Genomic DNA, 12,437 nt, shown 5'->3' with positions numbered 1-12,437 from the left:
CGCCGAGAAGAGAATGCCGGGGCGCGGCGAAGGCACGTAGGGGTCTGCCGGGCGAGGCCTTGCCGATGGCGGTGGCATCAAAACCTACGGTGTCTACCAGACCTATCAGCCGAGTCCTTCTTGGAGTGGGGCGAGCCAGAGCAGGCCGCGGCCGTAGCGACCGAAGCCCTTGATCCGGCTCTGCGGATCGGCGCACCACGATGTGTGAAGCTCGTCCGCGACCTCACCCCTGCCTTCAAGCCGTTTTCAGCACGCAGGGAGTGCCCGAACTCCTGTCCTGTACGGCCTAGCTAGTCCCGCACCTTGAGGAAGCGCATCCGGGTCGCGCCATTGCTGTCGGTGCCGCCGGCCTCGGCGTTGGAAATCTTGCCGCCGGTGAGGACGAACATCAGGTGCAGACGGACTGTCCGAGGGCCGGAGGCGACCGTGTACTCGGTCATGATGTGTGTGGTTCCGCCTTGCTGCTCCTGCCGCTCCGCGTTGATGGCCGCGATCTGGGTGAAGCTCGTCAGGAGGGTGTCGGTGGTCTCGTCCCGGAGCCAGCCGGTGATGTAGCCGCTGCCCCCGGTGGCGGAACCGAGCGCGTACCGCACGTCGCTGTCGATGTGGTAGACGCCGGCTTCCGGGAGCACGATGTCGGACTCGGGGATCGGCACGTCGGTGCCAGCCCGGGCCAGGAGGTTGGCGTGCTGCCGCTCGGCGTTGAGGAACGCGCTCACCGGGGTGAGGCGGGCGCCGACCTGCCACCGCTCGGGGCAGCCGGGCGTCCCAGTGACGTCGATGTCCACCGACCGGTGGGAGCTGGTGTTGCCGCCGGGAGCGATACCCGTGACGTCGATCCGCGGCACGAGCAGCCCACCGGTCGTATGCCGTGCGGCATTGCACGGGGACGGGTCCAGAGCTGGTGCGTCGGGTGCGTACAGGCACCCGTCGCTGCCGCGGGTGATGGCGTTGCCCCGGTCGGTGGAGATGCACGGAGGGCGCGCGGTGGCGCAACCGTCCTGGCAGGAGGAGACGGGGACGACAGGGGGGACCGGGGCGTAGGGGCGGGACGAGCCGTCGAGGGTGTCGGTCGTGCAGGTGATCGCGCCGTCGCAGTCGCGGCAGGTCGTACGGAGGAACGGTCTGCCGCAGCCCGGGGCGGACGCCTGGACGGTGAGGACGAAGCTGTCGACGGTCCACTGTTTGGGGCCGACTCGGCAGGCGTCGTCGTTGCCCGTCTCCAAGTTGAGCTCGACGACGACTCTGCCCGCGAGGACGTCCGCGAGGGGGACGGTGGCCGCCTGGATGGCGCCGTTGTCATCACTGCCCGCGGGCAGGTCGGGCGGGCCCAGGAGGTCGGTGCGGATCGGGGTCGAGCCGTTCCAGAGTGCGAAGCGTCCGTAGAGTCGGCACGCCGCGGCCGGGCCATCGTTGTGCACACGGACCGAGGCGCTGATCGTGACGTTGGTGGGGTTGCCGCGCAGTGACGCGGGATCGACGTGCACGACTCCGGCGAGCCAGGTGTGCTGCCCGTTGTGCGTCCCGTCGTCGGCCGGGAACGTGCCCGTGCCGCTGTTCAGGATGGTCTGGGCGACGACGGGGTCCAGAGCCTCATGGGTGTTCGCGATGGTGTAGTACGGCGTCGGGTCGGTGCTCCTCGCGGTCGCCGCGACCCGGTAGGGAGCGGAGTCCCGCAGTGGGGTCGTCTCGCAGTGCTCGGACCGCTTGGAGCAGGTACACGGAGTGGGCGGGCAGCCTGGTTTGGGGGGCGGACAGTCGCCGATGGTGATCGGTGGCTGGCCGCAGCCGCATGTGCTCATGGAGCAACTCCTGTTGTGGGTGAAGTGATGGTGCGCGTCTTCTGCGTCTAGCAGTTCGAGCGCGAGGGCAGACGTCGCCCGGGGGCCGAAACGAGTGGAAGTCGAAAGGGCGGGCGCGTTGAGGGATCCGGGGGTCTGAAGACCGGCCTCGAATCGGGGAGTGAGAGGAGAGCGTGGGACGGCTGTCCGCCGTGTCGTGGCTGATATGACGTCGATCGTCATCCAGCTGCGTGGCCCCTCAGCCGGTCGTGCCCTTGGAGTGGACATTGGAAGCGGCCTCGTCGGCCTCTTTCAGGCTGCTGCTGCTGGTACTGGGCGATGCCGCGCCAGGCACGTGATCAGAAATATGACTGAAATCCAGCCATATGTAACCCCGATATCTCCTTAAGGTACTATCCCGCGATCCCCCGTGCATTGCCCCGTTAGAGTGAATGGCTACCCGGTCACGGGGCGAAGAACTATCTTTCGGCTGGCGGCCGACCGGCCAGGCACCGCTCGTAGTCGGCACTCCGACCGGAAGGGCGATCGCCAGGGCCGGAAGCGACGCTGCAAAGGCCAGGAGGGATACCTGCCCGGCGGGAGCGGTGTCGAGGTGGAGCACCGCGAGGGCGGGTAGCACGGCCCGTTGGACGCAGAAGCCGGCATGGTCGATGGATGCTGCTCGACTCCGGCCAGGACTGCCCTCGCTGCGAGGACCGGCAGGCCGACCGCTGCGCCCAGCGCCACGCGGTCGCGGCCGCCGTGGACGCCGCGATGCCCGGCGCGTCCGAGACGGAGCGCCGCGCGGCCACCGACCGGCAGCTGCACGAGCGGGTGACCGCCCAGGGCTTGGCCCGCAAGCGCGAGTGGGAGCAGGTCCGCGCCCGCCAGGCCGCCACCAAGGCCCACCGCGCCGAAGCCGCGGCCACGCGGCCGGCCAACGACGTCCCGGCCATGTCGGTGGCTCCGGTCGCGATGCCCGCGCCCGCCCGCCGCCGTCGTCCCCGCTGCGGAGTAGGAGTTCGCCGACGCCGACGACGACCAGGAGCTGGTCCTCGAGGAGCTCACCCGCGAGCAGGTCCTGGACTGGCGCAACCGCGCCGCCGTCGACCACCAGCTCGTCCACGACCACATCGACCGATACGGCGAGCCGTCGGCGCAGCGCCTGTTCACCCGGACGTTCGTCGTCCAGGTGCAGCGCCTGGCCGACCTCGGGCACCTGGACCTCTGCCACACCACCTGGGAGCAGGCATGAGCGAGGGCGAGGTTTCCGGGGTCGACCTGGCCCGGGTTGCGCTGCGGGCCGCGATGGAGCAGGCCCGGAAGAACGGCGCTGGCCAGAACCGCGTCGCCTCGGTCTACGCCGAGTTCGCGCACCGCCGCGGCTGGCTCCGGCCCGATCGCCTTCTCGGCCGACGAGGATTACGCCCTGCGGGCAAGCGTGCACCCGTAGGCGCAGACGGGCCGCTCGTGGGCAGACGTCCTCTCCGAGGTCGGCCCTCCGTCCATCCTGTGCGGAGGGACCAACCCTCTGTACAGCCCACACGGCCCGAGCTCGACGAACCGGTTCTGCTTGCTGTCCGCTTCGCAGACGCACTCTTCGATGAGGTCTTCACCTTCACCCCTGAGGGGCGACGACGGCGCCCCGATCCAGGCTCGCTCTGCGGCTGAGCACCGGAGAGGTTACGCAACACCAGCAGAGCAGGCTTTTGCGCTGCTGGTGTTTCCGAACCCGTCTACCGCCCCCGAGGGAGTTCCTCAAGGCAGACAACACGACGCGGATATCCTTCAACCTGGACGGTATCGACGATCCTCTCGAAGCCACTGCACGGGGTGAGTCCGTCGATCCGGCGAAGGATTTCGAGGGTCTTACCGACTGGGAAACTGCACATGATCAAGGAGTCTTCTGATGCGACGAACAGACTCACCTGGTACAAAAATGCCAAAAAATTCGATAATCCATCCAAGTGAGAACAGCCCTGCCCCCCTCTACAGGTCAGACCGCACCTTCAGGACTTGGCGGTACGGGGTCGGTCACTCGCAGCTACTGCTCCGCGCCGTTCCGGGCAGTCCGGAGGAAGACGGGCTGGATCTCCTCTTCGAAGGCGTCGACGCCATGCAACTGGTCTCGCGGTACGAGGCACTCGAGATCCATCCGGTGAGCGAGGAGGAGTTCCTGAGCGTTTACACGAAGACCGGCCTGGATCCTAAATGGCAGAAGGAGTACATCGTCGTCCTGCTGAGGTCCCGGACCGGCGAGGGGTACGTACAGTGCCAGAGGATCACGGTGGAACGCGTCGGGAAAGGGGCAACTCAGGCGGAAGACTCCTCCGCGCCTCGCGATCTGATCTGGAGCCTGCTGACCTCTTGCAGTGAAGATTGAGCTTTCTCACCGAAGTGCAACCGCGCCCAGGACGGTCCTCGATCGTGGTGGCCTGCTATTGGCTGCAAGCGGCGCTGGGTCATCGAGCGGACGTTCGGCTGGCTCATGAATCACCGCTGCCTCGCCCGCGACTACGAAACCCACCCGCACCGCTCCGAAGCCATGATCCGCCTCGCGATGATCGACCTGATGAGCCGCATGCTCACACGAGAGTCGACTCCGAACTGGACTGATAGCCGCCGGGCCACGCTGACCCGCGTGTCCTCGCCCCTCATCGCCTGCGGCCAGCGGCCATCGATGACACCCGCCATATCCCGGTGGGCGCCACAGGCATTCTCCCGCTCCGGCAGCCACCAGTAATCCGACGGCGACATGCCGGCTACCTGGATTCCGCACAGCGCCAGCGCGGCGGTGAGCGCCTCGTGCTCCCGGCGGAACGCCTCGCGCACCCTGCCCTGGCCCATCCCGGGGACACTACCCGGCCCGCGCCGGGCCGAGGCCCGGGTGGGCGAAGAGGGTGCGGGCCTCGCGGACCAGGGCCGCGTTGTCCGGCGCAGGGGTGCCGTCAGGGAGGTGCAGGACGTCCTCGAAGCCGATCCGGGTATCCAGGCCGCGGGTCGCCGCGAGCCGCAGCACCGGCCAGGCGGAGCCATCCTGGCCGTGCAACAGCAGCGGCGCGGCCGCCGGGGCCAGCTCGGTCAGCAGGCGGTCCGCGACCTCAACCGCCTCCCGCGCCCCGGTCTCGGTGACCTCGGCCAGGACACGCAGCACACGCGGGGCGTCCGGCCAGTCCATGAACGCGCGCGCCGCCCCCGTGTCGGAGAAGATGCCGGCCTCGATGCCGACCCCGCGTTCCAGCAGCACCTCGGCGACCTCGCGGGCGCCGTCCTCGTGCCAGTTGACGGAGGCGTGGTCGGGCAGCACGGTCCACGCGGTGATCTGCGCGACGCGTTCCCCCGGGTCGGAGCTGGCCCAGGAGCCGGTGGTGACGCCGACGGGGATGCCCGGGACGGCGGTCCGCACAGCGCTGACGGCGGCGCCGACGGCGGCCGCCTCCAGCGTGTCCCGGCCCTCGCCGTTCTTGGGATGCAGATGGATGTTCTCGGCCCCGGCGGCGACGGCGGCACGGGCCGCCTCCGCCAGTTGGCCGGGGGTGACCGGAAGAGCGGGTGATTCGGCGCGGCCGCGCGGGCCGTTGAGGCAGACCTGCAACATGCCGTCATCCTCGCAGGTCGGGTCAGGAAGGGCCGAGAGGCGACAAACCGTATCGGGCGGGAACAACCCGCGTGGACTGCTGCCGTCTGGAAGGGGTGGTGCCCGCGATACGGGACGTCATGCGTCGATCCAACCGTTCCGGACGGCCAGGACGCCCGCCTGGAACCTGCTGTTCGCGCCCAGGCGCTGGGCCAGCTTGCCGATGGTCCGGCGGGTGGTGCGGACCGAGAGCCCCACCTGCCGGGAAATGGCCTCGTCCAGGAGGCCGGCGGCCATTAGCTGGACGACCTTGCGTTCGGGGAAACTGAGTGTCTCCTCGGCACGGGAGGCTCATGAGCCTCCCGTCAGCGGGGGAGGACGCTTGCCCGGTGCGGGTGAGCGGTGTGCACACTACATCGCCGTCGATATGGAAACGCTGCAGACACGGACGAGGTGGACGGGGTCGGCGGTGTCGCAGGCCTCGTCGAGCAAACTTCTCGGCACGGCCCCGGCTTCTCAGGTGTTCCGTTGTGCTGAGCTGCGGATGGTGCGGGCTGCGTCGCTGAATAGTGGGTACGCGAGCTGAGATCAAGATCGCGCCGGTTTCATGCAGGCATGTGATTCTCGGAGACAGTTGACCACGGCTCTGTGCGGTATGAGCGCGGGACCACCGGTGATGCGGCGGAAGGACGGGCATAGCGCAGTGACAATTGGCGATGCAGTGTTCGCATGGTTGGGAGCCGGAGCACTGCTCGCGGCAGTGCTTCCCCGGGTGGTGGCCGGCCGGCCGCTCTCGATGCCTCTCTTGTTCTTGGTGGCCGGCGTAGGCGTGTACCTGCTGCCCTTGCCGCTGCCTGTGATCGATCCGGTCGAAGACCGGCAGCTGACTGAACACATCACCGAGGCTGGAGTGATCATCTCGCTGATGGGCGCCGGGCTGGCGCTCAACCGGCCCGTCGGCTGGCGTAGGTGGGGGACGACCTGGCGTCTGCTGGGCATCACGATGGTGTTGACCGTCGTTGCCACTGCCCTTGTCGCGTGGTGGCTGCTGGACTGGCCGCCTGCCGCCGCCCTGCTGCTGGCTGCCGTCCTCGCTCCGACTGATCCGGTGCTCGCCTCGGAGGTGCGGGTGGGTGAGCCCACCGAGGATGAGGACGACGAGGATGAGGTGCGCTTCGCTCTCACCAGCGAGGCAGGTCTCAACGACGGGCTCGCCTTTCCTCTGACGTACGCGGCGATCGCGCTGGCCGCTGCGGCGGGAAGCGGCTGGTCGGCCACCTGGGTCGGCACATGGGCGGTGGAGGACGTCGCTTTCAAGTGCACTGTGGGCGTGCTGGGTGGCTTGCTCGTCGGCCGGCTGCTGGGCTGGCTGTTCTTCCGAGCCCGCTCGCCGGTGTTGCGCATGTCCGAACATCGGGAAGGCTTCGTCGCGCTGGGCGCCACCTTCCTGGCCTACGGGGTGACCGAACTGCTGGGGGGCTACGGCTTTCTCGCCGTGTTCACCGCAGCATGTGCAATCCGGGCCGCCGAACGTGCCAACGGCTTCCACAACATCCTTCACGACTTCGTGGAACAGATTGAGCGCCTGCTCACCGCAGTACTGCTCTTTCTGCTGGGCGCATTCATCGCACTGGGCGGACTTGCCTCTCTGACCTGGCAAGGCGCCGCCACCGGGCTGATGCTCCTGCTGGTGATCCGGCCGTTGTCCGGGTGGGCCGGGCTCATCGGAAGCCCTATACGCGCCAAACAGCGTTGGGTTGTCGCAGGCTACGGCATCCGGGGCATCGGTTCGCTGTACTACCTCGCCTACGGTCTGGGACAGCACGACTTCCCGGTGCCGGCACGGGAGCTGTGGGCAGTCGTGACGTTCACCGTGCTCGCCTCGGTGGTACTGCATGGAGTCACAGCAGGCCCGGTCGTCACCCGGCTCGACCGGCTGCGCACCGCTGCCACGCACCCGAAAAAAGAAAGCCCATGACGCACGAGCAGCAACACCGCGGACCGAAGTGCCAACACGCTGCAAGAGGCGCATAGCCTGACCATGCGCCGTTCCCGATGGCCGACCGGTGTCAGACGTACCCCGTACCCGCAGCCCGGCGGCCGTCCTCTTCCGGCCTGCGAGAGATCGCGCGTGCAGTCGCCGGCACGACCGGACCGTAGCCTGCATCCGCAAAACCCGTGCTGGGCGCCACGACGGACAAGGCCGCCGCCTCGTTGCCGTCACGCACCGGCGCGGCCCTGCCCCCGGAGGGCGGATACATGTTCGTGTCGATATGCGGCGAGTGCCAGGGTAGCTGACTGCTGTTCGTAGGCGATCGGTGTCTGCTGTCCGTTTGCCGAGTGCCGGCGGCGGGTGTTGTAGCGCGTAGTCCAGCGGAAGACGGCCAGGCGGCAGGCGTGCCCGGTCGAAGCGGCGGGCGCCCTGGATTTATGAGTGTGACTGCGGCGTGGGCCACCACTGGAGCTCCGACGTGAAGGGCCACCGCTTCCCGCCGTTCCCGGCAGGCTGCACGGGCAGCGCGTGGGCCCTGAAAACGGACGCCCACCCGGACACCTGACCAGGCCTGACCGGTCACGGTAAGGAGACCTGCATGGTGCTGCACCCTCCCGTGGAGCCCATGCTTGCCCAGGCACGCGAGACCATCCCACTCCCCGGAGCGATGCCAGGGGGCATGCTCATCGACCCCAAGTTCGATGGATTCAGGTGCCTGCTGTTCACCCCGGTCGAGGACGGACAGCCGGTGGTGCTGCAGACGCGCCGCGGAGCGATGTACCAGGCGCGCTTCCCCGATCTGGTCGCCGCGGCCGGCCGGCTGCCCCGCGGTCTGGTCCTCGACGGCGAGCTGGCCGTACTCGAAGAGGGCCAGCTCAGCTTCACCGCCCTGCAGCGCCGCGCGACCGCTGTCCGCCAGGCCAGGGTTCTGGCGGCGGCGCTGCCCGCGCACTTCATCGCCTTCGACGTCCTCCAGGTCGACGGCCGAGAGCTGCTGGACGAGCCCTTGTGGCGACGCCGGGAGGCCCTGGAGGCGCTGTTCGCCGACCATCGGCTGACGCCGCCGTGGACGCTGTGCCCGTCAACCACCGACCTCGCCGTTGCACAGGAGTGGCTGACCGAATGGACTGACGTTCCGGGTGTGGAGGGCGTAGTCGTCAAGAGCCGGGCCGGGCGGTACCGCCCGGGCGTCCGGGGGCCCTGGTACAAGGTCCGGCGACGCGCCACGGCAGAAGCGGTCATCGGCGGGATCACCGGCTCCCTCCGTCGCCCTCAGGTCCTCCTCCTGCGCCGCTTCGACATGAGCGGGCGTCTGCGGCTGGTCGGAAAGACGGCCTCGCTGAAGCCGGCCGCAGCCGCCCAGCTCGCCGCGGCCGACACCCACCACCCATGGACCGGCGTGCGATTCTCCGCCCGCTGGGGGAGCCGAGACCTTCTCGACCCGGTGCTGGTCGAGCCCCTGTGCGTCGCGGAGATCAGCGGGGACACCGCCCAGGACGCGGGCGTCTGGCGCCACCACGTCCGGTACGTACGGCTCCGCCAGGACATGACCGCAACGGACGTGCCCGCCTTCGAGGGCATACAGCCCACACCGGGTGACAACCCGGGCACCGAGACCGGGCTGAAGAACCACCCCACGCGGCGGCCAGGCTCTGGAGCGGCGAAGCACTGAACCGGACCTGGACCGCCACTCCAGGGGAGGCGCGGTAGCACCAGGGACGTATCAACGTCGCATTCCAGCCCGGCCCTTCCGGCCGCCCTGCTGGACGCGGCCTGGCGCATCGCGGACACCCACCGGGCCGAGCACGGAACACCGATCACCGCCGCCCACCTGGGCACACGCATGGGCATTGCCCTCCCGGTGGCCACCACCGCACTCGCTCAGCTCTGAGCCCCGGCCCCCACCGGCCACATCCCCCTCGCTGAACCCACGCCCGCCCCTGGGCCCGGTTCGTCATGCCCCGAGCAAGCACCAACACGCCCACAGATCCGGCTGGTTGCTGCTCGGGGCCCCACCCGAGCAGAAGGGACCCGCCCCAAATGGTCACCCTGGACCTGCACCACGTGGCAAGCCCCGCCGTACGGGACCTGCTCCACCTCGTCAACCACCCCGACTTCGACCGCACACAGCAGCAGATCGAACACCTCGGCGGCTGCACCGAACCCGCCCGCCTGACCGGACAGACCACCACTGTCGACACCACGACCGGCGAGGTGTTGCGTACCTACGACACGTCAGACGAGCCGACGGGCAGCCTGTTCACGGCGTGCGGCAACCGCCGCGCCTCCCGCTGCCCGGCCTGCTCCCGCCTCTACGCCGCCGACACCTACCACCTCATCCGCGCCGGCCTCTCCGGCGGCAATACCGTCCCCGACACTGTCCGCACCCACCCCCGCGTCTTCGCCACCCTCACCGCCCCCTCCTTCGGCCCCGTCCACAACCGCCCCACCACCCCCAGCGGCGACATCCGGCCCTGCCGCTGCCACCTGCGCCACGACCCCACGGACGCCCTCCTGGGCACGCCGCTGAACCCGGCGACGTACGACTACACGGGCGCGGTCCTGTTCAACGCCCACGCCGGAGCCTTGTGGGCCCGCTTCACGATTTACCTGCGCCGCGAGATCGCAGCCCGGCTCGGCCTAACGCAGAAGGCCGCCCGAACCATGCTGCGGATCTCCTTCGCCAAGGTCGCCGAATACCAGAAGCGCGGCCTGGTCCACTTCCACTCCGTCATCCGGCTCGACGGCCCCGACGGCAGCACCACGCCCCCGGCCCCCGTCTGCCACCGTCGCCGTGCTCACCGACGCCATCCGGGCCGCAGCCCTCCGGGTCCGAGTGGCCCTCGCCTCGGACGCGATCGGGGAGCGCGAACTCACCTGGGGCACTCAGCTCGACGTGCGCGAGATCGCCGCCTTCGGTACCGCCGCCGAACTCACCGACCAGGTCGTCGCCGCCTACGTGGCAAAGTACGCCACCAAGTCCGCCGACGCCTCCGGCTCCCTCGACCGTGCCCAGTTCTGCCGCCCCTGCCAGGGACGCGGCGCCACCCTCCTGCCCCACGGAACCCCGCTCCCGTGCACCGCCTGCGACGGCACCGGACAGGCCCGGCCACTGCCCCGCCTCGCCGTCGCCCGCCACGTCCGACAGATGATCCGCACCTGCTGGGAGCTGGGAAGGCTGCCGGAGTTCGCCGAGCTCAAGCTCTGGAAGTGGGCGCACATGCTCGGCTTCCGGGGCCACTTCTCCACCAAGTCCCGCCGCTACTACACCACTTTGGGCGCGCTGCGCGACGCCCGCCGCGCCTGGCGCACAGAACAGGCCCGCGCCCACGCCGGCCTGCCCGAGTCCGACCCGACGACCACGCTCGTCGTCGGTCACTGGGGCTACCTCGGCTCGGGCTACAGCCCCGGCGCGGCACTCCTCGCGGCCGACGTCTGGCATCGCAAGGAACGGGAACGGCAGTTCGCAGCCGAAGGGGGCTGTTGATGGCCTCGCCCCGCTCGCCGTCCTCCACGCGGAGGCGGCACCGGCGCTGGATCTGCTCACGGTGCCCCAGGTAATGGCCCGCCTCCAGCTCGGCCGCTCGGCCGTCTACGACCTGCTCCGCTCCGGACAGCTCGCTTCGATCACTCTCGGCCGTGCCCGCCGTATCCCCACCCAGGCGCTGACCGACTTCATCCGCACCCGCCTCGCACAGGAAGCCGCCTGATGACACCACCCCGCCCCGCTTTTTCCCGCCGCTCCCGCCCCGCACTCGCGCGAACGGCGACGGAACCGTCTACCAGCGCAAGGACGGACGTTGGGAAGCCGCCGGATACGTACTGGCCCCCGGCAACACCCGCAAGCGCGTCCGTGTCTACGGCACTACCCGTAAAGACGCGCTGACCAAGCTGACCGAGAAGATCGCCGCCAGCAATCGCGGCCTCCCTGTCGCGACGGCCGACAGCACCGTGAGCTCCTATCTCACGTACTGGCTGGCCTGTGTCGCCGTTCACCACCTCCGGGAGAACACCTACACCCGCTACGCCGCCTCCACCTCAAGCCCGGCCTCGGCGCCAAGAAGCTCGCCCGGCCCGCGACGTGCGCACCTTCCTCGATGGGCTCCGCACCGCCTGCCAGTGCTGCACTCAGGAACGGGACTCCGTTCGGCGGTCCTGCTGCGCCATCGGCCAATGCTGTGAAAGGCGGCTGTCGCCGCTGACCGTGATGTACGTGCGCTCCGTCCTCAAGTCTGCCCTGGAACACGCGGTCCGCGAGGACGAGCTGCCACGGAATGTCGCCCGGAACGTCAAGACCACCGCACCCCGCCCCAGACGCTTCCAGCCCCTCACCGCAGCCGAGGCGGCAGTTCCTCCGGAAGGCCAACGACGACCGGCTCCATGCCCTGTACGAACTCGCCCTGCGCACCGGACTCCGCAAAGGCGAACTCCTCGGCCTCCACTGGGAAGACCTCGACCTCGACAGCGGCACCGCCACCATCCACCGCTCCCTCCAGCGCACCCGCACCGGCGGCCTGACCGTCCTGCACACCAAGACCCGCGCCTCCGAACGCCGCATCGCCCTGCCGACCGAGTGTGTCCACTCGCTGAAGAGTCACCGGGAACGTCAGCAAGTAGAACGCAAGACGGCCGGAATGGGCTGGAAGGACAGCGGTCTCGTCTTCGTTACACCGACCGGCGGGCCGATCGACCCGGCCAACATGACCCGCCGCTTCGGCCCACTCCTCGACCGGGCAGGGCTCCGCCGCATCCGCTTCCACGACCTGCGGCACTCGACAGCGACCCTGCTCCTGGAGCAAGGCGTCGACCTCGTCGTGATCAAAGAACTCCTCGGCCACGCCCACATCGGCGTCACCGCCGGCGTCTACGCCCACGTAAGACTCCGTCTCCAGCGCCAAGCCATCGACACCCTGGGCAACGCCCTCAGCCCGACCAACGACCACCCCGACGACCCGCCTGCCGCAGCAGCTGTCCGCTGACGTTGCCGTCACTGTTGCCGTCAAATACGCAGAAGCCCCGCCGGGACCTATCCCGGCGGGGCTTCTCACCTTTGCTGAGGCGTTCAGTTAGCGCAGACTGAAGAATG

The 12,437-nt window shown here is 69.3% G+C and carries 6 protein-coding genes and 5 pseudogenes; 7 read left to right on the top strand and 4 right to left on the bottom strand.

All coding sequences use genetic code 11. The features are described from left to right. Positions 1 to 290: 290 nt before the first annotated feature. A complete protein-coding gene (locus tag ACHFIV_RS12090) occupies positions 291 to 1,802 on the bottom strand; it encodes a hypothetical protein (RefSeq protein WP_398966779.1) in 1,512 nt (503 codons plus the stop codon). A 1,888-nt stretch (positions 1,803 to 3,690) separates the two neighbouring features. On the opposite strand from ACHFIV_RS12090, the gene ACHFIV_RS12085 reads away from it, so the two are divergent. Continuing rightward, a complete protein-coding gene (locus ACHFIV_RS12085) occupies positions 3,691 to 4,164 on the top strand; it encodes a hypothetical protein (RefSeq protein WP_398966776.1) in 474 nt (157 codons plus the stop codon). Positions 4,165 to 4,230: 66 nt separating this feature from the next. Next, positions 4,231 to 4,392: pseudogene (locus ACHFIV_RS12080) on the top strand (transposase); the annotation flags it as partial. A 246-nt stretch (positions 4,393 to 4,638) separates the two neighbouring features. Here the strand turns inward: ACHFIV_RS12080 and ACHFIV_RS12075 are convergent. Then, complete coding sequence (locus tag ACHFIV_RS12075) at positions 4,639 to 5,379, bottom strand: 3-keto-5-aminohexanoate cleavage protein (RefSeq protein ID WP_398966773.1); 741 nt, start codon at positions 5,377 to 5,379, stop codon at positions 4,639 to 4,641. 117 nt (positions 5,380 to 5,496) lie between these two features. Then, positions 5,497 to 5,679 (bottom strand): annotated as a pseudogene (locus ACHFIV_RS12070) (LuxR C-terminal-related transcriptional regulator); the annotation flags it as partial. A gap of 382 nt (positions 5,680 to 6,061) precedes the next feature. Between ACHFIV_RS12070 and ACHFIV_RS12065 the strand changes: the two are divergent. After that, positions 6,062 to 7,336, top strand: coding sequence for a cation:proton antiporter (locus ACHFIV_RS12065; protein WP_398966770.1), 1,275 nt, complete (start codon positions 6,062 to 6,064; stop codon positions 7,334 to 7,336). 242 nt (positions 7,337 to 7,578) lie between these two features. Here ACHFIV_RS12065 and ACHFIV_RS12060 read toward each other — a convergent pair. Next, positions 7,579 to 7,767, bottom strand: a pseudogene (locus tag ACHFIV_RS12060) (hypothetical protein); the annotation flags it as partial. 182 nt (positions 7,768 to 7,949) lie between these two features. On the opposite strand from ACHFIV_RS12060, the gene ACHFIV_RS12055 reads away from it, so the two are divergent. The 4 genes and pseudogenes from ACHFIV_RS12055 to ACHFIV_RS12040 all read left to right on the top strand — a co-directional run. Then, positions 7,950 to 9,023 carry an ATP-dependent DNA ligase gene (locus ACHFIV_RS12055; protein WP_398966768.1) on the top strand — a complete coding sequence of 358 codons (1,074 nt, stop codon included), beginning with the start codon at positions 7,950 to 7,952 and terminating at the stop codon, positions 9,021 to 9,023. 368 nt (positions 9,024 to 9,391) lie between these two features. Continuing rightward, positions 9,392 to 10,838: pseudogene (locus tag ACHFIV_RS12050) on the top strand (replication initiator). 73 nt (positions 10,839 to 10,911) lie between these two features. After that, positions 10,912 to 11,061 (top strand): helix-turn-helix domain-containing protein, encoded by a 150-nt coding sequence (locus ACHFIV_RS12045; RefSeq protein ID WP_398966765.1) that lies wholly within the window; start codon positions 10,912 to 10,914, stop codon positions 11,059 to 11,061. A 28-nt stretch (positions 11,062 to 11,089) separates the two neighbouring features. Continuing rightward, positions 11,090 to 12,330: pseudogene (locus ACHFIV_RS12040) on the top strand (tyrosine-type recombinase/integrase); the annotation flags it as partial. Positions 12,331 to 12,437 lie beyond the last annotated feature (107 nt).

Source organism: Streptomyces sp. ALB3, from assembly GCF_044385685.1.
GTDB lineage: Bacteria > Actinomycetota > Actinomycetes > Streptomycetales > Streptomycetaceae > Streptomyces.
Note: the sequence above shows the minus strand (reverse complement) of the source record. Positions and strands in the feature narration are given on the sequence as shown.